Raw genomic sequence first — 24296 nt, 5'->3', positions numbered from 1 at the left:
GCCCAGACGTCCCACTGGCCGCTGTGCGTGGCCGGGTTCTCGTTCTGGGTCCACCACTTGGCCTGGTAGTTGACGCCCTGGTAGGACGCCTGACCGCCGCCGACGTACACGGCGGACGACGACCAGGTGGGGTAGCACGCGGCGGCCGCGGAGGCGGACGACGCCAGATAGACGGTGGTCGCGCCGGCGGCCAGGACGGCGGCCAGGGCGAGGACGGCGGGGCGGCGCATGGGGGTGGGCCTTCCGGAGGGGACGGAACCGAGGAGCTAATTATTAGGAGTGTTAACAGTAAAGGTCCAGAGTTTGACCACCGTGAATTTTTTACCGAGGAACGAGGAGCAACCCCACTCGCCGTACCACGGCGGCTCTTCCGTACGCTCCGGCCTGACGCCCGGCGGAGATCTTCGCGGCTGTCCATGGCCGTCCGCGATGTCAGCTCGCCGACGGCTGGTCGTCCCGCTCCTGCTCCTACTCGGTGCGGTCAGCGGGTAGACACTGATCAGTCCGTGACCGACAGCGTCAGCCCGGGAGGCGACGGCGCCCGGAGCTGGCCGGTCACGGGCCACCAGGTGACCACGTCGAGCAACGCGCCGACCAGTTCGTCGACGGCGTCACTCCCACCCTGACGCCGTAGCCACCAGGCCGACGCGGCGAGCAACCCGCACAGGGCCCTCCGGTCCACCCCGGTCGGCCAGGTGCGGGGCAGGTCGCCGCCGCCCGGGACGGTCGTCCCCGGCCATTCGTCTCCGAGTCGCCGCAGGATCGTGGCCTGGGCCCTGGCACGCGAGGCAGGGCCACGGGCCCGGGTGACCCGCGCGTACAACTCGACGAGTTCGTCCCGATCCAGCACGCCGACGGCGGAGGCGAAGCCGGCGTCCGGCACCCAGGAGGTCGAGGCATTCGGCGTATGACAGCTGATCAGCCGCTCCGTCAGGGTCCGGAACCGAACGGCGTCGTCCCGACGCATCCGGGCCAGGAACGGAAAGACGCCCCGCTCACTCGCGAGCTCCATCTCCGTCATCCGGAGGGCGTGCGCGAACATCTCGGGTGACAGGACGTCTGCGGCGTCCGGCGCCAGCCGCCTGGCGAACGCGGTGAGAACCCCGAGGCGGAAGCCGTCGTCCGGCTCGTCCTCCATCACCGCCCGGAGCGCTCGCCGGAGCTGATCCCCGTCGAGGCTGGGAGCCAGGACGACGAGCACCTGGTAGTTGCGCCGCTCGGGCTCGTCCGCGAGCGTCATCGCCAGGGCCTCCTCGACGACGGACGCCGGCAGCGGAGCACCGAACGCCTCGAGGACGACCGCGTCCCACTCACCGCTGACAGCCAGTAACGCACGCAGCGCCGTGGTTGCCGCTTCGGTGGCTCCCGCCCGGTACAGGTACCCGAGCGTACGGGCGTCCGCCGAATGGGACCGGTTGCTGGTCCCACCCTGCCACCGGGCGGTCGCCAGCATCGTCAGTACCGCTCCGGTCAGGGAACTCCGCTCGGCATCGGGCAGGTGACGGCTCAGACCCGCGAGGGCCTGCGCGCGCAGCGGACCGTCGCGGCGGGCGAGCAGGAGGTCACACGCGCGGCGTACCTCTTCCACCGGCACCGGTTCCGCGAACCGGAGCAGCGGCGGCACCTCGTCCTCGTCGATCAGTGGCATGTGCTCGGCGGCGTACGTGAGGACACCGTCGAGGAGCTCGTCCTGGCCGGTGGAACGGAGTCGCGACACCAGACCGGGCGCCCAGAGCGCCATCTGCGCGGCGCTCTCCGGGTCATCGCCCACCGCGGCGGCCCACGCCCGTGGCAGAGCCTGATCCGGTAACGCCCCGCTGAGCGCCTCCACGGCCCGCGCGACGCCCCCGAGACCGTACACCCGCTCGGCGCTGATCACCGCCGTACTCATGCCAGGGTCCGTCGAGGCCATGGTCAACGGCCGCCACACCGACTGTTTTCGCGCCCGGAGGGGCACGGAGCGTGCCCCGGCCTCCAGCAGCGCCAGCGCGTCCACGGCGACCCCCGAGGGCAGTACGGGGGCGAGCCTCGCCACCGCGTCGGCCAGGGTCCGCGACTCCGGGATCCCGCGGAGGAAGTTCAGGACGCGCCTCCCGGTCCGGCTACGTGCCTCGGGGGGCAGGCCCCGTCCGATCTCGGCCACGGCGGACAGATCGTCCAGCCGTACCGGGCTCGACGTGCTGTCGACGACGACTTGTCGCAGCATGTCCTCGGGAAGGTACGGGGCGAGCGCGTCGAGTGCCGTCACCCGGGCGCCCGACTCGACGGCGTCCTCCGTGTTCACCGCGCGCAGCGCCGCCCCGAGCTCCTCCTCGCTCAGCTGCGGCGCGATGATCGCGAGCGTCTGCGCGTACCTGGGGTCGTCGTCCCATGCCCCAATGGCTTCCGCGACGTACCGGCGACGCGTCTCCGGGGAGAGATACCTGACCAGGTGTGGTCGGGCGTCCAAGGCGAGTGGGTGGTCGATCCGGACCGGCAGCCGTTCGATCTTCGGGATCGCCGCCATCTCCTGCTCGGCGTAGTCGCGCGCCTCCTCCGGCGGCAGCCGGTCGAGCATCGCGCCGAGCAGAAGGTGTCGGACCGAGACATCCAGCAGGCGACCCGGCTCTCCGTCGGACGGGAACAACTCGCCCAGCCAGCCTCGCACCTCGGTGGTGGACAGTTGTCCGCAGAGCGCGTACAGCAGATTCGGTGAGCGGAAGTCCAACCTGAACCGCAGCGCCAGCTCCAGCAGGGCGGGCACTTCCGACCTGCCCCGGTCGAGGTGCGCGGCCACCTGGAGCATGCGGGCGGCGACCTCCATGTCCACGCCCTTCTCCAGCACCCACCGCAGTCGCTCGATGCCGCCGGTGGGCCGGGGACCAGGCGCGGAAGGCCGGTCGCCCCGTCCGTCGGGCCGGTTCCCGATCAGGGTCAGCACGTCGTCGAAGACCGCCTCGGTGACGGGCAGGTGCTGGAGCAGGGCGAACAGCTGATCCCGGCCCGGCTCGTACTTCCCCGAGCCGAGGATCCGTAACGCCTTGCGCGCCCCGGCCTCCCGGTCCGGGTTCAGAAACAGGGCGACGACAGCCCGGACGAACTTCCGGTTGCCGTACCGGTCCTGCAACAGATGATGGTGAAGCAGGTCCGTCAGCGCGTCGTGCGGCAGCCGGGCGGCCGCGGTGGCCAGTGGCCCGGGCAGCAGTCGACCGTTGTCGGTGTCGAGGGCCAGGTCGACCACGACCGGAACCAGGTCGTCGGCCAGGAGCGGCAGGATCGCCTCCAGCACGGCGGAGCGTTCCTGGCCGCCGTACGAGGCGGCGAGGCTGAGCACGTCCGGATGCATCCGCTCCGGCAGGTCCGGTACGAGAAGTCGAACCCCCACCGCCTGATGATCCGGATTGCTCATGATCGCGACACGCTGGAAGCCCTGCTCGACGGTCCAGTGCCCCCGAGTGACCATCTCCCGCACCAGCCCGGGCGGGACGGCCGTCACCGCCGAGGTCACGCTCGCCCGGATGAGGCGGTAACGCATCCGGAGCGTGAGCCGCCCGGTCGCCGCCTCCGCCAACTCGACGTCACGCAGATAACTGCCGACACCACCGGCCTGCGCGTGCACCGCGTACCACAGATTCTCCCGACCCCGGCTCAGCGCGAGCAGGCGGTGCAGATCCGCTTCCCGGCCGGTCGCCAACAGGTGCGACGCCAGATGCCGGACGGGATACCCACCGTCCGCGCCGGCCAGCTCCGGCTGGGCCACCAGGGTCCCGAGCCCGGACTCCAGGCCACCCCACGCCGCCAGGTAGCGGTCGCAGACACGGGCGTGAGCGGCCCGGGCCGCCTGCCGGAGGGTCCCGTCGGACGCGCCCGACAGGTACTCCCGGAGACTCGGGTGGTGGGGCGTGAAGCGGACCGGCTCGTCCACCTCCTCACCGGGGCCGACGACCGTGCAGAAGGGCCGCAGCCCGTCGCGCATGAGCGCGTCCACGAGTGACGGCTCGTCCAGCCCGGCGAGCGAACAGAGAGTGTCGGCGTCCACCGGCTCGCCGGCCACGCCGAGCGCCGCGAGCAGTCGGACGCGTCGCTCGTCGTACCGCCTGTCCCCGCCGAGGCAGAGCGACAGGACGCGGTGCTGGTAGTAGGCCTCCAAGCCTTCCGGTAACCCGGGAAGATCCCGGATCCTCCGCGGATCCTGACCGATGGACTCGATCACGTAGTGGGTGTAGACCCACGACCCTCGACTGCGCTCCAGGATCCGTCGGGCGAAGGCCTCCTCGGTGACGCCGTGTCCGTCGAGCGCCCGGGCGACACGGGGGTCGTTCCGCGCACGGTCACGGAGGAAACCCTCCAGAGCCGCACCGTTCCCCGGCGATTCCGGCACCAACGCCACCCGACGTGTCTGGTCCCACGGAAGGTTCCTCAAGCGCCCGGTCCGCGCGGTCACGACGACGTACACGCCCTCCGGAAGCCACTGCGGCAGTCCGAACGGCAACTCGGTGGCGGGGTACTCGTGGGCGGCGTCCAGCGCGTCGACGACCACGACGATGGGCCGTGCCGGCCCCTGCTCGTTCCGCCGTCGCGCCGCCTGCTCGATGACGTCGGCCAGCCAGCCGGCCTCTCCGCTGGAGTCGGAGAGCCAACCACCGGGGGCGAGATCGTCCAACGTCCACGCGGTGATGAGTTGAGCGCCCAGGCTGCGCACGACTGTCGCCGTCAGTCCCGCCCCGGCGCCGTTCTGCACGAAGTGCGCGGCGTCCGTCTCCGGTCGCGCCTCGACCCACGCCGCGAAGGCCGACTTCCCCATGCCGGGCTCGGCCTCCACCGCGAAGTATCCACGATCCTGTTCCGCCGTGAACCGACGGAAATCCGCTACCAGCGGATTGTTCGGATAGTAGGCCCGGGTCAGCGAATCGACGTACGCCCCGTACGCCTGGGGAGCGTCCCGGAGCGGATGGGCCCCGGCGGCGGTCATGACCGTGATGGTGATGTTGCCGCTGTTGTTGTCCGCGTTGATGATGGGGCTGTGGTCCCCGTGTGTTTCCGACGGACCGCGCCGCTGCGGGAACGGCCGCCATCTCCTCATGAAGTCGGATCGCCGTTGGCGCCGGACGGCCTTTCAGATCTCGGCGGCGCGTGGAAGGTGATGTGTCCGCTGTTGTTGTCCGCGTTGACGATGGGGCTGTGGTCCCCGTGCGTCTCGGAGGTCGGGGCCACGACCGGCGGTGATCCGGGGCGCTGAAGCGCGGTCAGCCCCACCCAGAGCAAGGCGACCGCGACGAGCCCCACGACGAGCGGCGGCGTGGGACCTGCGGTGACCAGATTGGTCAGGACACTGGCGACGATTCCCAACACCACCGAAATGGCGGCAATGAGTCTTTGGTTCATCTGTCCCCACCCGTGCGACGGCGACCCAGATTCGCTGACTGCCGCTCCCATCCTGCCATCGGTCGCGGCAGTCACACCAGCTCATCCACTCGCTCGCCGGCCGGAATCGGCGACGGCGGCTGCCCGAGCACGGGTCGGAAACGGTCAGACCGTCCGGCGCCCAACAGGGGTGTCGACATACGTCATCGAGGGACCTGCGTTGAGCATGCTCGACCCGTCAGCGATGATGAGGTGTGCGCAGCGTGCGGGTACGCCGACTGTTCGCGGTCGTCGTGGTCGGCGTAGCGGTGGCCCTGCTCGCACGAGCCGGCTGGTCAGTGCGGGAACACGACCTCGACTGGGGTGACAAGGCCGCCAGCATCGCCGGATTCGTGCTCCTGGCCGCCGGCACCCTTACGGCGGTCCTGCGCCGGCTACTGGGGTGGACCCGCGACGCGAAGCCCCTGTCCAACGCGGATCTCGAGCAGGCTGCCGAGGACCTTGCCGTAGCCCTCACCCGCATCTGGGCCAACGAGGAGCGGCTACGGCGGATCAACGACCCATGGCCGCTGCCCGTGCGATGGGCGACCGTCAACAGCCCCGGCAGCGACACGGGTGAACCGAGCGACGCGCCAGGCGCCGGCGCCGGCGTGTTCACCGACGTAGGGGCGTTCTTCACGGCCTTGGCCACACCACGGCTGGTCATCCTCGGCACGGCCGGGTCGGGAAAGAGCGTGCTGGTAGCCCGCCTGGTCCGCGACCTCCTGGCCGCACGATCGGCCGGCGATCCCCTGCCCGTTCTCGTGCCGCTGGGCAACTGGCACACCGGAGCCACCCTGAGCCGGTGGCTGGCAGACGAACTGGTGAACCTCAGCCCCGCGCTCGCCGCGCCGGTGCGCGCCGGCGACCACATACCGGTCACCCTTGCTCAAGCGCTGGTCGACGCCGCGAGAATCCTACCCGTCCTGGACGGATTGGATGAGCTGCCCGCGCCAGAGCGCGCGTGGGTGATCGAGCAGATCAACGCCTACGGCTCGGACCGGCCGCTGGTGATGACCAGCCGCCCGGACGAATACCGAGACGCCGAGCATCAGGTGGGACGCCCGATAGCACTCGCCACAGCGGTGCACCTGCGTCCGCTGTCCACCGACGAGGTGCGCGACTACCTCCTCGCCGCCACCGCGGGCGCGCGAACGGGCCGCTGGCAGGCCGTCTTCGACAACGTCACCGCCGCGCCGACCGGCGCGGCGGCGCAGGTGCTGACGAACCCGCTGATGCTGTGGTTGGCCCGCACCGTGTACGAGCACCAATCCAACGATCCGGCGGAGCTTCTTTCCTTCTCCGATGCGCACACCATGGAACAGCACCTGCTGGAAGCCCTGATACCCGCGGTCTACGGTGACCAGCCCGCTCCGACGCCGTTCCGCTGCCGCCCGAAGCAGGCACGGCGGTGGCTGGCCGCTCTGGCCGCCGACCTGGCCCGCGCGGACAGCCGAGACCTCGCCTGGTGGCGGATGAGCGACCCCAGCCGGTTCTGGGCGTCGCTTGTCGTGGCGGTGCGCTGCGCCGTCGGCGCGGCGCTGCTCTGGGGTGCCGTCGCCCTCGCCATCGCACTTGACGCGCCCGACCCGGGACGAAACCTCTTCGCCGAGTGGGGTCGACTGGCCTCGTCAGGCCCGATCGGTGTCCACCTCCCGCCGTCGGTCATGGAAGCGACAGACGCCCTACAAAGCCTCGACCTGCCACCGGAGATCGCCGTCGACGTGATGACCGACCCGCGGGCCTTCGCCTCGTGGGTGGTGGCCTGGGCGATCGTGGGCACCGGTCTCGTCGCCCTGGGGCGCTCCGTCGAAGTGCCGCCGCTGCCATCGGCCCTTGGGCGGCGCCCCGGCACCTGGCGGTGGACGCTCGTGCGGCTCTGGGTCGGCGTCTCGCTGACCGGGCTGACCACCTTGGGCGTCGTGCGAACCTGGTACCCGCATCTGGCGTTGCCGAAGATCAACGGCTTCCTGCTGGCAGCAGCGGTGCTTGGCGTGGTCATGGCCGACGCACCGGGCTGGCTGGTGCAGCCGGTCGATGTTTCCCGCGCCGTCGGGCCGGCGCAGCTGGTGCGTCTGGACAGACGTGCCGGGCTGATCTCCATGCTCGGCCGACGCGGCACCTTCGCACTGCTCATCTGGCTGTTCGCCGGCCCCGCCACGCTCGTCGGCTACCTCGCCTACGCGGTGGCTCGCGCCGCCGTGACCGCGCTGACCGGTGACTTCGGTCCGGCGTCCAGTCGCTTCGCGGCCACGCGATTGTCCTACGCGCTTCGGCGCCGCCTGCCATGGCGGATCATGCCGTTTCTGATCGACGCCCACCGACGCGGCGTGTTACGCCAGATCGGCGCTGCCTACCAGTTCCGCCATCTTCGACTGCAGAACCACCTCGCCGACGCCGACGTCAACGGACGTGTGCAACAGCGCTTGGAACAGCTCGTCACCTGGATCGAGCGGCACCGCAATGCGCCGGGACGTGACGCGATGGTCCTGCAGCGGCTGCCGTGGTCCCGTCAACGCTGGCGCGATCCCACCCTGGCCACGAAACTCGCTGCCCGTGCGCCCGCCGCCGAGCATGTGACCGATCCGGACGACGATGGGAGCACCGATTGGAGGGCAGCCCACACATGGCGGTTGGGTCCGTGGCGGCAGCTGGCCGAGCAGGGCACGTTACTGCCCGGCGAGCGCGTGCGTGTGCAACTGACGATGCATCCCGTAGCGGTGTTGCCCGCCGTGACGGTCCTCGCCGCGGGTATCGCCTCGTGTCTCCTCCTGTTCCCGAGCCTGCTGTGCCTTGCGATCGGACTGATCATTATCGCCGCCGTGCCGTTCTCCATCGCCTCCAGCGAGCAGGTGACCGTCACGGACCGCCGCATACGAGTGGTGACGATGTCACGACGTGTCGAGGTGCCGTTGCGGCACATCACCGACCTGCGATACGAGCAGTCCCTGCCCGGCAGAGTGCTCGGATACGGCCAACTGGACGTCACCACCGTCGACGTCGCTCAAGGCGGCACCACCAGCCGGCGCACGAAGCGTGAGCGGGTCGGCTGGCACACCGTGGAGGCAACCGCCGAGGGAACAGTGATCGCCCACCTGACGGGCCTGCGAGACGTGCCCCGCGCCTACGAGCTGATATGTCACCTGCTTCCGCCGGACCGCGCCCCCCACCGACCGCACGAGCTACCTCAAGTCGGATCCGACACCACCACCTGAGCCTCAACCGAGCGCGCCGCCACTCAGATGGCCGCGCCGGACGCCAGCGACGCCCTCGATCCGGGAATACCGTCGCTGAGCCACCAGGAGCCTCAGCAGATGGGTAGAGGCCCGCCTCGCGCAGGGCTTCTGGTCGCGACACGTGTGAAGCCCTCCCGCCCGCTTCACCCGAGGTGGGCGCCCCGGCACACCCATGGCGTTCCATCCACGGCCTCGAAGCGGGGCAGGCCCCAGGCGGTCTACGCCGTGAGGGCGACGCGTCACGACGAGCCCGGATCGCGGCAAGCCCGCGCACGGCTACTGTAGCCGCGTGGATGAGACCGCCCTGGCTGCGACCGTGGCCGCGTGCAAGGCCTTGATCGACTCGCGCTTTCCCGACGGCGGGGACCACGGTGCCGCCGCGATGCTGCTCGGAGACGGGACCATTCTCACCGGCACCGCGCCAGCCGCCGTCAATCCTTCTGTCGAAGTCTGCCACGAGATCGAGCCCTACTGCGGCGCCTACCGCCTGAACCAGCGCGTCGTCGCGTCCGTCTGCATCCATCGAGAGCCGAGCGGCCGCACCGTCGTGCTGAGCCCCTGCGGGGTATGCCGGGAACGACTGGCTGTCCACGGCCCAAAGGTCCTCGTGGCCGTGGCTGAGCCCCGCGACCCGACCGTCGTCGTGTGGAAGCCTCTCAGGGACGTTCTACCCGACTACTGGATGACTGCCTTCCCCGACGAGATCGACGCTGGCTGGACCAGCTGATGACAAGCACGCTGACCGGCAGATCCGCACGTTCCAGGCAGTGGGCGGCACGGTCGGAGTCGCGGTGCTGGCGTCGGTGGCGGCCAGGGTCACCGAGGACCAGGTCGCTGATGCCACAGCTCTGGGTCTTCCGTCTACGGCAGTGGTCGATGATGCTGTGATGTCGGGCTTCGCCCGTGGGTTCGTGCTGGCGGCCGTACTCGCAGGGCTCGCCTGCGCTGTCGCGATCCACACCTCTCCCGGACGCTCAACAGGTCTCCGCAGCCCGGCACCTCGGCGACAGCCCGTCGCGGTGCTCGACGACGACCGAGGTTAGGTCAACGCCGCTGGTAGGACGAGGAGGGCGAAGCGGATCACTCGCCCGGCCAGGCATGCGGCGGCGAACTCGCGGTGCCGGAGGCCCGCGGTGCCGGCGGCAAGACTGACGACGGCCAGCGGTGGGACCCCGACCGCGGCGGAGGCGAGCACCGTCGGTAGGGCGGTGCGCCGGCGGGAGAGCCAGCGCTGGATCCGCCCGGCCCAACGGGCGCTCCCGGCCGCCGCGCGACCTGATCGGCTCCGGTGTGCGAATTTCTGGGCGAGCCGTCCCGTTCCGCGACGCGCGGCTTCGAACAGGAGCAGCTTGCCGGCGGTCTGCCCGAGCGCCAGTGCGAGGACGGCGACCAGGGCGTGGCTGCCACGGCTTCCGGCGACGACGGCGTAGGCCTCAGCGTTGACGATCGGGACGAGGGCCGAGGCGAGACCGTACCCGAGCGCCAGCACCGCCTCGACGAGGACGCTCATGACCGGTCGTCGCGGTCGAGCAGCCGGACCATCACCCCGGCCGACCACAGCTTGACCGCGACGAGGGCGACGGCGACGGCCAGCGCGAGTCGGTACTGCCCGAACGCGACGGCGCCGACAACCCCGGCGGTGTTGGCGACCTTCGCCACGGGCGACCAGTTCACCGCCCATACCCGCCGGTCGATCAGGTAGAAGTAGTTGGGGCTGAGCACGGGCCAGCACAGGAACGCCAGCGACAGCATGGTGTCCAGCACCAGGAACGAGAGCAGGAACACCACGGCCACGACCGCGACATCGGGCAGGAGTGAGACCAAGCCCGCGCCGAGCACGGCGGTGCAGGCGCGGTCGCTCACGATGTCGAGGACGGCCCCCGCCCGGGTCTCCTGTCCGAGCCTGCGTGCGGCCCAGCCGTCGAGCACGTCGCCGAACCAGTAGATGCCGTACGCCACCGACAGCAGGACGGCGGAGCCGGCGACGACGGCGGCGACACCGACAGTGACAGAAATGACCGTGCGGATGGCCGTGATGTGGTTGGGAACCGTACGGAGAGGGCCGACAGTGACAGCGGTGCGGGGCTCAACAAGAGTCACCTCCGCAGCCTCGTACGGTGAGCGTTGCGGACGGAACGTGCCGCAGTGCCGATCTGGTCGCGGGAGCGGCACCGGGGTGCCGGCCGGTCTGGTACCGGGGTACCTGGTCGGATTCGGGCCGGATCGTCGAAACTATGCAGGTGAGGACCAGGAATCGGGAAGGGTGGCGCGACCCCGGGCGAGTACGCCGGCTCGCTTACGGCGCGGCGGGCTTGATCATCGCCGTCGTGGTCACCACCGTCGAGGGGGGCCTGGCCGTGCCGGCGGGTTGGGCGCAGCTGGTGCTGCCCATCGGCCTTGTGGCCATGGCGCTGCGGCCCCGGTACCGGGCCCTGGCGTTCGCGGTCTGCGCCGCGTTCGTGACGGTGGTGAGCACCGGGGAGTCGGTGCAGTTGGGCCTCGCGGCCGCCGGCCTCGTGTTCGTCTCGACCTGTGAAGACCCGGCCCGGCGTCCGTGGTTGGGGTGGGCGGGGGGCCTGGCCGGCGCCTTCGGCGCCCTCGCTGTCGCGCTGCTTGACCAGCGTGGGCTGTACGAGCAGCCGATCGGCTTCGTGACGGTCGGGTACCTCCTGGCGATTCTGTTCCGGTCGTGGTCTCGCGGCTACGCCCTGACCCGGGAGGCAGGCGAGCTGCGCGGCCAGGCAGCCTGGCTCGAGCAGCGGACGAACCTGGCCCGCGAGTTGCATGACGTGGTCGGCCACCACGTCACCGCGATGGTGGTGCAAGCCGAGGCGGGCCAGTTCGGTGCCGACCCGGGGGCGGCGCTGCGGGCGATCGCGGACAGCGGTCGTACCGCACTGAGCGAGCTCGACACGCTCGTCGTGCACCTGCGCGATCCGGACGCGGCGATCGCGGTGAGCGCGCCGCCGCGCCTGTCCGACGTCGACGAGCTGCTCGCGCAGCCGCTGCGTCAGCAGGGCGTGACGGTGCGGGTCCGTCTGGACCCTGAGCCAGGACTGGACGAGATCGGCGTGCTGACCATCTACCGCATCGCCCAGGAGGCCCTCACCAATATCGCCCGCCACGCGAAGGCCACGACCGCCTGCGTCGAGCTGGTCCGCATCGGCGACCGCGCCCGTCTGCGGGTCAGCGACGACGGCATAGGGCCACCCCCTGCGCCCACGCGCGGCTCGGGCCTACTCGGCATGGAGGAACGCGTACGGGCTCGCGGTGGGAGCTGGGAGCTGGGCCGACGACCGGGTGGCGGCACCATCGTTCAGGCCACCCTGCCGGTGGCGAAACCGTGATCCGGGTGGCGATCGCCGACGACCAGCAGCTCATCCGGGACGGCTTCAGCCTGATCCTGCGTTCCCAACCCGACATCCAGGTCGCCGCCGAGGCCGCCGACGGCCGGCAGTTCCTCGACGCCGTACGCCGCGACCCCCGCATCGACGTCGCCCTGGTCGACATCCGCATGCCCGTGCTCGACGGTCTGCAAGCCACCCGCGAACTGGCCACGATCCCGCACGCCCCGGCCGTGATCGTCGTCACCACCTTCGACGACGACGCCTATGTCCTGGACGCCATCGCCGCCGGCGCGCGCGGATTCCTGCTCAAGCGGGGCAGCGCCCGCGACCTGATCGCCGCGGTGCGCACCGTCGCGGCCGGGGAGGCGATCCTCTCCGCCGAGGTCACCGGCGCGGTCCTCGACCGGGTGCGCACGACCGGGCCGGCCACCCGCTTGGAACTGGCGGCCTACCACCTGACCGCCCGAGAGACCGACGTGCTCGCCCTGATCGGCGCCGGACTCAACAACACCGAGATCGCCGAACGCCTCCACCTTTCCATGAGCACCGTCAAGACCCACGTCACCAACGTGCTGGCCAAAACCGGCAGCCGCGACCGCGTACGAGCCGCCATCCTGGCGATCCAGGCCGGTCTCTTGCCCTGAGAACCAGCAGCGGTCTCGCTCGGCGCCACAATGACCCCAGCCGTTCGTCGCGGGCTGGCCACGCCTCTCCGCTTCTACCCGCCGAGTTGACGTCCGGGCGTGATGCAGTCCGCGCCGCGTTGCCGTTGGCGAAGCTTCCTTCCTCGACACGTGGTCGTGTCAGTGAAGGCGACAGGCGCCGCGGCACCCGACACGTCGTCAGGTACCGCGGCGCCCGGCAGAGGTGAGCCTCAGCCTCCGATGATCTGGTGGCCTACGGGACCGCTGGTGTTGCCGAGCACGTACCTCAGGTCCAGTGCCGAGCACGAGGAGTTGCCGTCCGGGATGTCCGGGCAGCCGGCGGCCTCGATCGTCACCGCCTTGATGTCGTAGTAGTGGTTGGTCTCCATGGTGAACGTGTAGGGCGTGCCCGTGTAGCCGTTGGGGCCGCACGTCCCGCCGGAGGTCCACTGCGGGTCGAGGCTCGTCTTCCTCTGCCACGCGCCACCAGTGGTGAGGTCGCGGGTCCAGATGCTGACGGTCCACTCCGACGGCGTGCAGTTGTAGAGCACCACCGACTTGTAGCCGGCGCCGGGCGTCGGGGTCGGCGTCGGGGTCGGCGTCGGCGTCGGCGTCGGCTCACCGGTGCTCGGGAAGCCGGAGCAGCTCAGGTTCTCGCAGTGGGCGAGCTTCACGCGATCGGTGTCGCCGTCCTGGTAAGTGATGACCGGCAGTCCGTCCGCCCCGATGAGGATCGAGTTGAGGCTGCCCTGGTCTCCGCCGTTCTCCACCGAGTAGGTGTTGGCCGAGGTGCATCCCTGGTCGGCGCACTTGACGACCTTCAGGTCGTTCCCGGAACCCTTGAACGAGGCGATGACCGTCCGGTCGTCGCCGAACGCAAGGCCGATCCCCCCGGTGACCTCGCCGCTGGGCACGAGTACCTTGCGATCACCGCTGACGCAGGATCCGAAGTTGCAGCGGCGGATGACGAGCTCCGCGTGACCGGCGCTGTCGCGCCGCGCCCACGCGACATAGGTGAGGTCACTCACGTTGTCCCGGGCAATGGCGACATGGTCCACACCGGCGGACGAGCCCGCTTCCGCCGTTCGCTGCTCGAAGGTGTTGCACGCGACAGTCTTGCATCGCGCGAGTACGAGGTCGGCCTTGCCCTTGTAGAAGAAGTTCGGAAGCCCGTCGACACCGTTCTCGACCTTCAGCGCCGGAATGTAACCGCTGACGTACCCGGTGTTGGTGACCGTCGCGCCGATGCAGGAAGCGTTGTGGCACCGCGCGACCTTGACCAGCTTGTCACCGCTGCCGGGGTTGTTGGTGTACACCACCACCGGCAAGCCGTCGCCGCTGATGGTGAGGCCGATCTCCTCCCTCAACGGTTCACTGTCGTCGATCACCGAGATCGTGCTGGCGGTGCACGCCACGTTGTGGCACTTGGCGACCATGAGCACCATTGGCTGCGTGCTGCTGACGTACCGCGTGAAGGCGATGACGGGCAGCCCGTCCCAGCCGGTCTTCACCGCCACCCTCCGCAGACCGGTCGCACCCGCGACAGCGGTGCTGGTGCTCGTGGTGCAGGCGGCATCGTTGCAATGCGTGACACGGAGGACGCTACTGGCGTTCTGCACGGTCAGTGGCAGGCCGTCGAAACCGACGGTGCTGGCGACCCTCGACACGGTCTGCGGCGAGTCGAGGGTGCGGACGCTGCCCCCGGCGCGGAACGGCGGGGTCACGCCGGCGGGCAGCTGAGTCCACGTCGACCACCCCCCACCGGTCAACTGCTCCCGGTAGAACGCGTCGCCGTTCGTGCTCACACCGACGACCATCACCCGACCGTCGATACTGGCGTCCGCGGCGACGGATCGCAACCGGGTGGAGTGACTGATGTTGGCCCAGCGTGACCAGCCGCTGTCAGTCTGGTAGCGGTGGAAGACGTCGCCCTGCACCGAGGTCCCGAACAGCTCCAGCCGTCCCAAGCCGTTGCGGGCCACCGCGACGGAACTCATGTTCCCGTCGAACAACGCCCAGCCCGACCAGGTGCCGTCAGTCTGCGTCCAACGGTGATACACCATGCCCTGCTTGTTGACGCCGAACACCTCGAGGCGTCCGTCGGCGTTGGTCTCGGCAGCGACCGAGACGAGTTGGCCGTCGAATGCCTGCCACGAGCCCCACTCGTTGGCGTTCACTCTCGCCTGCGACCGGTGGAACACCGTGCCCGACGCGTTCGTGCCGAAGATCTCGAGGAGCCCGTTGCCGGCGCGAGCCACCGCGATCGACTTCAGGTTCCCATCGATCTGGGCCCAGTTGGTCCATCCGCCGGCTTGCTGCCAACGGTGCCAGATGTCACCGTCCTTGTTCAGGCCGAACAGGTCCAGCGCCTTGTCCTGACGTGCCTCCATGGCCAGGGATCGGATTTGGCCGTTGAAGGCGTTCCAGCCGGTCCACTGGCTACCACCCGGCGTGGACTGCCAACGGTTCAGCGCGGTGTCGTACGCGTCGGTGAGGACGAACTCCATCCGGCCGTCGGAGTTGGCCGCCAGTGCAGGTGTCCTCGACGAGAAACTGGTCGACAAGTCGCCGCTTACCGCGGCGGCCTGCGACTGCGGGAGCAGCGACAGTGCCGGAACCGCCGCCATAATGCCGACGGTGGCGGCGAGAACGCTGCGCCACTTGGGCATTCGCCAGCGGTGCCCGCTGACGTGTCCTCTTTTCATGCTTTCCCAATCTCTCAGGGTCTGTCATGCGCTCTCGCGTTCCGCCTGGTTCCGGTGGCGTTCCACCACGAGGCCGGGACGGGTCGCGGTCAGCGGTGGCGCGGTGACGCGCTCGCACCGGGAGCCGCTTCACGTCGCGCAGAACCGCCCTCAGGGACGTTGCGGCGTCAGCACCCTGGGCAGCTCGGTCCGCGTGGTGACGCCCAGCTTGCGAAGGGCCGAAGTGAGGTGAAGTTCGACCTTCCTCGTCGTCAGGTACAACTGCTGCGCGATCTCCTTGTCGGTGAGACCGTGCGCCGCCAGGTCGGCCACTCTCGCCTCGCTCGGAGTGAGACCGCGTCTGCCCGTCACGTCGCCCCGGCGGGGCCGGGCGCCCCCCTCGTGCAACCGGTCCGCGAGGGCGTCACGTAGTGGGACCGCCCCGCACTCGGAAGCGAGCTGGTGACCCTGCTGCAGTCGATCGTGGGCGTCGTCCGCGTACCCCAGACGCAGCAGCGCGCCGCCGAGTGCGTGCAGCGTCTGGGCGTGTTCGAGGCGGGCCTCCGTACCGTCGAGCAGCTCCGCTGCTTCCGACAGGAGTTCTGGTCGCTTCCGGGCGGGCGCCACGGTGGCGCTCAGGCGCAGGCTGCGTGCGACGGCCCGGGGTGTGCCCCACGTCCGCGCCACGTCGACGAACTGCGCTGAGACGTCCTCCGCCGCACGCCGCCTGCCGAGGGCATCCAGGATGATGATCATCGGTGAGCGCCAGTCGGCGAGGATCGGGTTCTCGATGGCGAGGTTGTCGCACTCGTCCCGCAGGGCGCCGACGAGGCGGTACGCCTCGGGGATGTCGTCCTCGGCCAGCGCCAGGGCGATGAGTGCCTCGCCGAACAGCCGGGTGCTGATGTCCGCGGGGCAGCCGGCCCGGACGTCGGCGAGGACCTTCCGCGCGCCGGTGACGTCACCGCGGTGCAGCAGGGCAAGGGCGAGATAGTTCCCGATGTACGGAAGACCGACGTGAATCGACGAGGTCGTCACGGCTTCCCAACCGGCCCGGCCATCGGAGACGGCCTCGGCGAGGTGGCCCCGGCTGAGCATCAGGGCCGAGCGGAAACACATGGCCGGCGCGAGGGCACGCAGTGAACCGGAGCGCCGGGCGTGCGCGATGGCGGCATCGACACTGGGCAGCGCCTGCGGTGCGTCACAGACGTCCAGCACCTGCCACGCGCAGGCCAGGGTGCTCTCCGCCAGGGGATGGCGGATGAGCACGTCGCCGGCGACGGCACGCGCGGCGCGTTGCTGAGCGGATCGACGGTCGTTGCGGCAGGCGTCCCAGAGCGACAGCGCGGCGTCGCGCATCAGCCCACCGTCGCTGTCGTCGCCGGGTACCTCGCGTTGTGCTTCGATCATCTGCGTCAGGCCGAGAGCATCGTGGGCGGGGTAGGCGGCATCGATCATGCAGGACTCCAGCCCCTGCCGGGCGGACATCGAGATGCTGCCGTCTGCCAGCGCCTCCCGGCAGACGGCGACCGCCTGCGCGGCGTGGCCCGCGAAGAACTGGGCTCCGGCCAGTGCCAGGGCGGTTCGCGCTCGCGTCTCGGGATCGGTCTCCAACGCCAACCCGGCAGTCAAATGCCCCACCGCCGCACCCGTATCCACCAGATACTCCGCCATCCCCAACCGCGTCAGCACACCCCCCCGACCCCCACCCAGATCCTCCTCCAACAACCGCCGCAAAAACGCCACCGCAGAATCCACCGCACCCCGCGCCAGACACACCCGCGCCGCCTCACCCAACACCCCCACCGCATCCACCCCACCCCCCCACCCCGCCGGCACCCGCAACAACTGCGAACCCGCACCCACCACATCACCAACCCGCAACGCCACCCCCGCCGCCCGCACATGCAACCCCGCCCGCACCCCCGGACCCACCCCCTCATACACCGCCTCACGAATCAACGGACGCGCCGGCGCGAATCGCCGACCACCGTCGCTGGCGACCACCAGTTGGTTCGCGCGCAGCGCGGCCAGGTGGTGCAGCGCCTCGGCCACATCGATCCGGACCGTCGACGCCACCGCCTCTGCCCCGGCCGGACCGGGCCACACCGCCAGGGCCTGTGCCACCCCGGCTGCTCCCGGCGGCAACTGGCGCACCTGCGCCTGAACCAGCCGTCGTACGCCCGTCGCGCCCCGCTCCAGCCCACTCTCCCCGCCCAGGTGACGGCCGATCTCCCGGATCAGAAGCGGACTACCGCCGGTCAACTCGTGACACTGCTGCGCCAACTCCTCCCCCACATGACCCAACAGAGCAGCACAACCATTCACCGACAGCGGCGCCAAGACCCGGGTGAACCGAGCAAGCCCCGCCAGGACCTGATCGATCTCCGCCACGCCCGGGCGCGATGCCCCCAGCAGGACCACCGGCAGGTCGTGGGCCCGCACGGCGAGGTAGGCCATCATCCGCGCCGACGGGAGATCGCACCACTGCAGGTCGTCAAGGGTCACCAACAACGGCCCCCGCTCACACGACCTGACCACCAGCCGATAGAAGGCGTGGATCTCCGAGCGTTCGAGGTCCGGCCCGGGCTGACTGCCGGGCGGTGTCGGCAACGCGCTGCGCGAACCGGGAGCAGGGGTTTCCGCAGGACCGGAGAAGCTCAACGGAGCAGCCAGCGAGCCTTCGAAAAGTTGGCGCGCGCAGCCCCAGTCATATGTCGTCTCCAACTGCCGACCGACGGCGGCGGCGAGGTTGAACCCCAACTCCCGGGCCCGAGCCCGCGCGTGTCCCAGCAGCGCCGACTTGCCGATACCGGCAGGGCCCTCGAACAGGACCACCGACCCGATTCCCGCGCGTGCCTCCGCCAGCGCCTGCTCCACCAGGCCCATCTCCGCCGCGCGCTCCACCAACGCCCCCTCCCGTGCCGCCGGCAGCACCACGCGCCCCGCGCCACCGGGCTCGGTCGTCCCCGTGAGAGTCAACGCCTCGTCATGACGCAGGATCGACGACTGCAGCCCGCGTAACACCGGCCCGGGATCCACGCCCAACTCGTCGGCCAACCGACGTCGCAGCCTGCCGAAGGCCGCGAGCGCGTCACTGGGCCGACCGCACCGGTACAACGCCAACATCAACTGGCGGTGCAACTCCTCGTCGAAGGGATAGCGCTCCGCCAGGTGCTCCAGTTCCCCCACCAGTGCGCCGTGCTCGCCCAGCGCCAGGCGTGCCTCCGTCAACGACGACAACGCCCCTCGGCGCACCCCTTCCAACCGCGTCGCCTGATCCGCGAACCACGTCAGATCCGCCAGCCCGGCCAGGGCCGGACCACGCCACCGGCCGAGCGCCGACCTCAGCAACCCGGCTCTGCGAGCCGGATCCGCCTCCTCCGCGGCGCGCCGAAGCAGACCCTCCATCACCTCCACGTCCGTACACCCGCCGCCCAGGTCCAACACGTAACCCGGAGCACGGGCCAGGATCGCCTCCCGTAACCCCGGCGCTCGACGCAACGACGAGACGTGACTCTGCAGTGCGTTCAGGGCGGTGACGGGGCCCGCGCCGTTCCAGACGACATCGATGAGGTCGTCCGCGGAGACGACCTGCCGGACCTGGAGTCCCAATGCCGCCAACACGGCACGTTTGCGCAGGCCGGCGACAGGCCGGCGCAGCCCGTCGGCCACCACCTCGATCGGGCCCAACAGCCGGACCCTGACGTCAGCGCTCATGTCCACCCTCGGCCTTGGCCGCCAACCGGGGGCACGGCCACGCGGTGGGTTCGACCTCTGCCCGCCCCACTGACCCGGTGCCGGCGACGACGGCGCGACAACCCCGCCGCCCCGACAGATCGACCCTTTCGAGGGGCGACATCATCCGGCTCGCACTCATCAGTCAAACCGCCGAACCCGCTCGCGTCTGGAGGAATTCCATACCACTCGGCCCCGCCGTTCCGGTGTTGACACCGTGGGAATGCTACGCCCAGTCTGCGCCTCCTCCCCTTCGGCGCAGACCGTTTCCGCTGGTCATTGACAGCTTCGAACAGGCATCAGATGGTGTTCGACCACCGGCCGGTCCCGAAGGTGTCGACAAGTGCTCTCGTCAGCCGGCGGCCGCATACCTTCGGGGGTCGGCCAACTGTTCGGCCGACAGCAGGTCACCGTTGCCGTCCTTGAGCACGATCGTGTTCATGAGGTGGGCCAGCGCCCTGCCCCGCCGCGCCGTACCCGCCTCGGCGGGGGCCACCGACGGCACCTCCGGACCGGGCTGCGCAGGCTCGTCGATCGGCCCGTCGAAGCCCGGTTCTCCGGCGATGACATCGAGCAGCATCTCCGCCTCGATCCGTCTGGCGATCGCCGCGCGCAGCACCGCGTCCAGGTCGTCCTCCGGGGTGTCCTCGGCTGCCAGGTAGTCCTCGAGGGCCACCCCGACGGTGCCCAACGACTGCGAGATGTGCCGCTTCTGTTCGTTCAGTAGCCGCTGTACGAGGCCGTCCGGCGCCGTGATGCCAGCCCTCGCGGCCGCCAGGGCCACCGCCTTCTCGTAGGCCGCCGCCCGATGGCGGGCGGCGGCCCGAGCCGCCAGCCGCCAGGCCAGCGCCGAGCGCAGCTCGTCCAGGGTCTGAAAGTCGCCCATCAAGCCGGCGAAGGAGTCGTCCAGCTCCGGCAGGGTCCGGCTGGACACCTGCGTGACGGTGACGGCCAGCTCGGCAACCTGACCGCGGTGCCGGCCACCGACAAGCGTCGTGCCGAAGGTGGCGGACTCACCGGCGCTCATCCCGAGCAATGTCTCGTCCAGCCCATCGAGGGCGTGCCCCGCGCCGACCTCGTGCACCACACCATGCCACTCGCCGCGCTCGACGTCCCGCCCATCCACGGTGGCTCTGAGGTCGACGGTCACGAAGTCCCCGCTGCGGGCCGGTCTCCGCAGCGGCGTCAGGATCGCCGCGTGCTCGCGTAGGTGAGCCAGATATCCCTCGACGGTCCTGTCATCGGGCATCGCATCGACGGTGACCTCGAGCCCCGTCAGGTCAGGCAGTGGGACGGCCATCCGCACCTCGGCCGTCACGGCGCCCTGCCCGGCCTCGTTCACGTGGATGTCGGGCGGACGGCACAACGTGAGGCGATGGGTGCCGAGCAGGTCGCTCAGGTGAGCGCGGATCGTTTCGGCATCGGAGCAGGGCACCACGACCCGGATCGCCCTCGCGGAGAGCCATTCGATGGTGCTCATACGGACACTTCCTCTCATAAGATCCGTCGGCGCTCTGCCGTTCGCGGGTCACCTCGGAGGATGCGTTCCCTCACGTTCCAGGGTGGAGGCACGATGTCGGGCACCATCAGTCGGCCTGGATCCGGTAGAGGAGCCCGAGGATGAGAGTCGCGGCGACAACACCGGTCGCGACGAGGTAGGCGCAGGGGGCCGCACCGTCCTGCCGACGAACCGCGCCGCCCCGTCCAGGTCGCGCAGCAGCCGCGCCCAGTCTCGTACGTCTGCATTGTCGCTCCTCACAAAGAAGACCGGGACGGACGACGGTCATCTGCGCGCACGGGTCGTCGTAGGGGTACGTGGGCCTCAGCGACCCGTCAGCTGAACCTCAGCGGGCTCTGGGACCGTTCTCGCAACCCGAAAGAACGCGGCGCAGCGGTCGATGACGGTTGCGCGACGGCGTCCCGACCGGGGAGATGTCGAACGGCGAGCAACTCCCCCCGGGCTCTCGCCGTTTCCGCCAGGAGCGTGTGACGCCGAACTACGGCATATGCGGCCCGCACGCTCCTGGCGACCTGTCACCTCGGCATGTAGCAACAGCGCATGCCGGTCCGCACATAGGAACGAAGATGGTCACCGATCACCGGATCCACGGCGGTTACCTGCGCGATGGCACGCCTGATCGCCTTGCCGACCGAGATGCGCGCACGCTCGGCGGCATCGGCGAAGGTGCGGGTACGCCCGCCCAACCCGGTCACGGCCGCCAGTTCCTCGATGAGCCAGCCGCGCTCCGCCCTGGCCCGCTCGGCCCTGACGAGGTCGTTGTTCGCCTCGTGTTCCTCGATGTCATCGTCGAGTTGGGACAACCTGGCCTTGTAGGCGCGCTTCGCGGCCTCATCCAGGACAGGCTGCGACGAGCCGGCCGTCAGGCTGCCATTGACCGACTCTGCTGCGGTGCCCGGGCCGGCGGCCAACTCCACCGCCGAGATCTCGAACCCCGGGTTGGCGATCAGGCTGGCGAGGTAGCTCATCCCCTTGCTGCCGTCCAGCACGGCAAGGTGGTCGCCGAGCCGCAGATGCCAGCGCAGTCCGCGCCGCTCACAGCTGAGCACTCCGGCTGCTCTCCCGACGGCTGTCACCGGTCGCTGCGCTATGTGCTCCACCGATCGAGGCAGCGCCACCGCCAGCCGCTCAGCCTCCTCACGGGCCAGGGTGAGCAGCTCGTGGGCCCGGGTGTGCTCGCCCTGTCGCCACAGCACCTCGGCCAGCCGGGTGCGCGACAGGAGCGCTGCCGGCCAGTGCTGAAGCGCGTGGTTGGCGTGCACAGCGACCTCCAGGTGTGCGACGGCCTGATCGTCGCGCCCCATCGTCAGTGCCGCGACGCCGAGCGCGTGTTCCGCCGAGCCGAAGCACGCGATTCCCATGCTCGCCATGATGGGCAGATGCGCGAACGGTCGCAGCTGGTCGTAGGCGGCGGCGGCCGTCCTCGTGTCGCCGAGCAGGTTCGCCGCTTCGATCACGCCGTGCATGGTGGCGAGCCAGCTGCTGGTCATCGGTAGCTGGTGCCACGAGGCGCCCTCGAGCCGGGCCAGCGAGCCACGGGCGAGCCGCTCGTCGCCGGCGCTGGCGGCCGCTACGGCGAGCGCCGCCAGGTGTGAACTGTCGACTGTGCTCAGCAGCGGCGAGTTGACCAGTTCGCGGAGAGTGGGGATTAGTTCCGCCAGGTTGCCCCGATACCAGTTGATTGCGATCATGTGGGCCCCGAACCAGCCGATCGAGTCGACGTCGCCCACCGCCTGCCCGGCCTTCGCACAGGCATTGGCGTGTTCCTCCGCGGCCGCGAGGTCGCCGGAGCGGATCACGCGCATCACCTCCATGGCCTGCGCGATGAATCCGACCGCCGCATGCGGCTGGTCCTGCAGCATGGCCTGCAGCTCCCGCAACGAGCGATCGGCATGGCTGTCGGCCACGAGCAGCAGGTCCGACGTACGCCACAGCAGGCCGACCAGCAGATCGCCGCGACGTCCGGTGCGCAGACTCGTCTCGATCAGTTCCTCGACGAGCCGCGTGCGGAGGTGGGCCTGGTGGGGACCCATCACGCAGTGATGAGCAAGGCTCAGCGCTTCCGCCAGCGCCACCGGGTCCTGCAGCCGGCGCGCGTGCTCCACCGCGGCGAAGACCCGGCTGTGTGCTCCTTCGCGGTAGTCGGCCTCGGCGGCCAGCCGGGCACGCAGCCGAGCCGCCAGCGGCGAGTCGTCGTCCACCAGGGTCAGTGCGCGGCGCAGGCGCGATTCGGTCAGCGCCCTCGTGGCCACACCGCGGTGCTCGTGCACCCACAGGCCCCCGTAGCCCACAGCGGCCAGCGCCTGGCCCGGGCCGTCGTGCTCGCGCTCGGCCGCCTCGAAGGCCCGGTCGAACCATTCCCGGCTGGCCACGAGATTGCCGTCGTGATGAAGGGCACGCGTGCCGTTGATCAGCGCCGAGTGCAGCTCACCAGCGGCGGGACGACGCTGTGCCGAGACATGAACGGGCGCCGCCGCGAGGGCCAGACGGCTGCGGTCGGCCAACCGGGGCGACGGTGGACGGGCGATCACCGGACGTCCTCCTGCTCCCGGTGAACGCGGGGATGCTGCTCGATGAAGGCGACGAGACCTGTCAGTTGGTCCACATCTGGGCCTGCCCGTTCCTCGGGCCGGAGGGCGACCTCGGCGATTCGGTGCATTACATGAGGGCGATACATGATCAGTCCGTTCGGATGGTGCGGGCGATTGGCAGACGCGAGGCGAGCCCTATCGGGGGCCAGGGAGGAAGCTGCGGACGATCGCTCGGTGGGACCGCCACGGGGGTCCGCCGCCCGGAAACCGGGGCGGGCGATGAGGCGACAGCCGTGGGCCAGGCAGACGAACGTCAGCGGCTCCTACGCTCACGGTCGTGGGCCGGCGGCAGCCGTGACGCCTGCGCGCGTCGGACTGAGGCCGTGGTGATGGTACGTCTGCGGTGGCGCCATGAAGGATCTTCTCCAGCGGTGGACTCGCGGCCGTCCGTACGAAGTCCCTGACAAGGGGCTTTCAGGGCCGGCCCACGATCGTCATTTCCATGCACCCTTGCTCAGCCCGCTGAAGTCGCGCTGACGTACCGCTGAGGCAAATTCGGCCCTGATGCGCGCTTCGTCTCCGGGTGTCCCGAAGTCAGGGCGGCGCACTGTGCCGGTCAGCGGTACGGAGGGCGGATCTGGCCCTGATGCGCCTGGGACGTTCCGATGTGTTCCGCCCCGGGGACCCCACGCCGCCGCCCTACAATGCCGCCAGTTGCCCGTCGCACCCAGGGGACCGACATGACATCGGATGTACCGCGGCCCGACCCGTCCGGGTCGACCGACCTCGATCTCGTCCGTCGGATCTACGCCATGCTGGGCTCGGCGGGGGCCGCGGCGGCGGGCGCGGCGACAGCCCACCCGGACATCAGCGTCTACCAGTCTGAGCAGCTGCCGTGGGGCGGCCGCTACACCGGCCGTGAGGGCTTCCAGCGCTTCGCGCAGGCCCTGGGCAGCGCGCTCGACAGCCGCGTGGAGATCGAACAGCTCTACCAGGCGGGCGACCGCGTCGTGCAGAGCGGTCTGGCCCGCGGTGTGGTGCGGGCGACCGGCAAGCCGTTCGAGGCGCGTGAGGTGCACGTCTGGCGGATCCGCGACGGCCTCGTGATCAGCCTGGACATGTACGTCGAGACCGAGCCCATCCTCGAGGCGCTGCGCACCGGCTGATCACCCGCCGCCCCGGTCAGCGGAACAGGTTGGAACGCACTCCGAGCCG

14 protein-coding genes are annotated in these 24296 nt (G+C 70.3%); 5 read left to right on the top strand and 9 right to left on the bottom strand.

The features are described 5' to 3' along the window. From C8054_RS26670 to C8054_RS31835, 3 genes are all read right to left on the bottom strand, one after another. On the bottom strand, positions 1-230 hold a 230-nt coding region (locus tag C8054_RS26670), incomplete at its 3' end, for a carbohydrate-binding protein (protein ID WP_233220190.1). Positions 231-499: 269 nt separating this feature from the next. After that, a complete protein-coding gene (locus C8054_RS26665; RefSeq protein WP_146179985.1) occupies positions 500-4951 on the bottom strand; it encodes a hypothetical protein in 4452 nt (1483 codons plus the stop codon). A 107-nt stretch (positions 4952-5058) separates the two neighbouring features. Then, positions 5059-5364 carry a hypothetical protein gene (locus C8054_RS31835; protein WP_146179984.1) on the bottom strand — a complete coding sequence of 102 codons (306 nt, stop codon included), beginning with the start codon at positions 5362-5364 and terminating at the stop codon, positions 5059-5061. A gap of 242 nt (positions 5365-5606) precedes the next feature. Here C8054_RS31835 and C8054_RS26660 point away from each other — a divergent pair, with 242 nt between their 5' ends. Together C8054_RS26660 and C8054_RS26655 are read left to right on the top strand one after the other, a co-directional pair. Then, entirely contained in the window at positions 5607-8597 is a 2991-nt protein-coding gene (locus tag C8054_RS26660; protein WP_158273897.1) for an NACHT domain-containing protein, read from the top strand. Positions 8598-8907: 310 nt separating this feature from the next. Beyond that, positions 8908-9345: a cytidine deaminase gene (locus C8054_RS26655; protein WP_107161523.1), complete on the top strand. Its 438-nt coding sequence runs from the start codon at positions 8908-8910 to the stop codon at positions 9343-9345. 312 nt (positions 9346-9657) lie between these two features. Here the strand turns inward: C8054_RS26655 and C8054_RS26650 are convergent, their stop codons facing one another. Then, entirely contained in the window at positions 9658-10128 is a 471-nt protein-coding gene (locus C8054_RS26650) for a VTT domain-containing protein (protein WP_107161521.1), read from the bottom strand. Then, entirely contained in the window at positions 10125-10718 is a 594-nt protein-coding gene (locus C8054_RS26645) for a CDP-alcohol phosphatidyltransferase family protein (RefSeq protein WP_107161519.1), read from the bottom strand. The genes C8054_RS26650 and C8054_RS26645 overlap by 4 nt, the downstream gene beginning before the upstream one ends. A gap of 227 nt (positions 10719-10945) precedes the next feature. Here C8054_RS26645 and C8054_RS26640 point away from each other — a divergent pair, with 227 nt between their 5' ends. Together C8054_RS26640 and C8054_RS26635 are read left to right on the top strand one after the other, a co-directional pair. Continuing rightward, a complete protein-coding gene (locus C8054_RS26640; RefSeq protein WP_158273896.1) occupies positions 10946-11965 on the top strand; it encodes a sensor histidine kinase in 1020 nt (339 codons plus the stop codon). Positions 11966-11970: 5 nt separating this feature from the next. After that, a complete protein-coding gene (locus C8054_RS26635) occupies positions 11971-12609 on the top strand; it encodes a response regulator transcription factor (RefSeq protein WP_306766831.1) in 639 nt (212 codons plus the stop codon). A gap of 230 nt (positions 12610-12839) precedes the next feature. Here C8054_RS26635 and C8054_RS26630 read toward each other — a convergent pair whose 3' ends face one another. The 4 genes from C8054_RS26630 to C8054_RS26615 form a co-directional block, all read right to left on the bottom strand. Next, on the bottom strand, positions 12840-15278 hold the full coding sequence (locus C8054_RS26630) for a tectonin domain-containing protein (RefSeq protein ID WP_146179982.1): 2439 nt from the start codon (positions 15276-15278) through the stop codon (positions 12840-12842). 186 nt (positions 15279-15464) lie between these two features. After that, positions 15465-19013 (bottom strand): BTAD domain-containing putative transcriptional regulator, encoded by a 3549-nt coding sequence (locus tag C8054_RS32140; protein ID WP_107161510.1) that lies wholly within the window; start codon positions 19011-19013, stop codon positions 15465-15467. A 370-nt stretch (positions 19014-19383) separates the two neighbouring features. Then, complete coding sequence (locus C8054_RS26620) at positions 19384-20511, bottom strand: FKBP-type peptidyl-prolyl cis-trans isomerase (RefSeq protein WP_107161508.1); 1128 nt, start codon at positions 20509-20511, stop codon at positions 19384-19386. 554 nt (positions 20512-21065) lie between these two features. Continuing rightward, on the bottom strand, positions 21066-23054 hold the full coding sequence (locus C8054_RS26615; RefSeq protein ID WP_199199931.1) for a hypothetical protein: 1989 nt from the start codon (positions 23052-23054) through the stop codon (positions 21066-21068). 767 nt (positions 23055-23821) lie between these two features. Between C8054_RS26615 and C8054_RS26610 the strand changes: the two genes are divergently transcribed. Continuing rightward, positions 23822-24247, top strand: coding sequence for a nuclear transport factor 2 family protein (locus tag C8054_RS26610; RefSeq protein WP_158273895.1), 426 nt, complete (start codon positions 23822-23824; stop codon positions 24245-24247). The last annotated feature ends 49 nt before the right edge of the window (positions 24248-24296 follow it).

The organism is Micromonospora sp. RP3T (genome assembly GCF_003027925.1).
GTDB lineage: Bacteria > Actinomycetota > Actinomycetes > Mycobacteriales > Micromonosporaceae > Micromonospora.
Note: the sequence above shows the minus strand (reverse complement) of the source record. Positions and strands in the feature narration are given on the sequence as shown.

Bases quoted from the DNA above. Each gene is read 5' to 3' on its own strand.
- C8054_RS26630 (WP_146179982.1), bottom strand. From the start codon at position 15,278: ATGCCCAAGTGGCGCAGCGTTCTCGCCGCCACCGTCGGCATTATGGCG.
- C8054_RS26650 (WP_107161521.1), bottom strand. From the start codon at position 10,128: ATGAGCGTCCTCGTCGAGGCGGTGCTGGCGCTCGGGTACGGTCTCGCC.
- C8054_RS32140 (WP_107161510.1), bottom strand. From the start codon at position 19,013: ATGAGCGCTGACGTCAGGGTCCGGCTGTTGGGCCCGATCGAGGTGGTG.
- C8054_RS31835 (WP_146179984.1), bottom strand. From the start codon at position 5,364: ATGAACCAAAGACTCATTGCCGCCATTTCGGTGGTGTTGGGAATCGTC.
- C8054_RS26665 (WP_146179985.1), bottom strand. From the start codon at position 4,951: ATGACCGCCGCCGGGGCCCATCCGCTCCGGGACGCTCCCCAGGCGTAC.
- C8054_RS26610 (WP_158273895.1), top strand. From the start codon at position 23,822: ATGACATCGGATGTACCGCGGCCCGACCCGTCCGGGTCGACCGACCTC.
- C8054_RS26620 (WP_107161508.1), bottom strand. From the start codon at position 20,511: ATGAGCACCATCGAATGGCTCTCCGCGAGGGCGATCCGGGTCGTGGTG.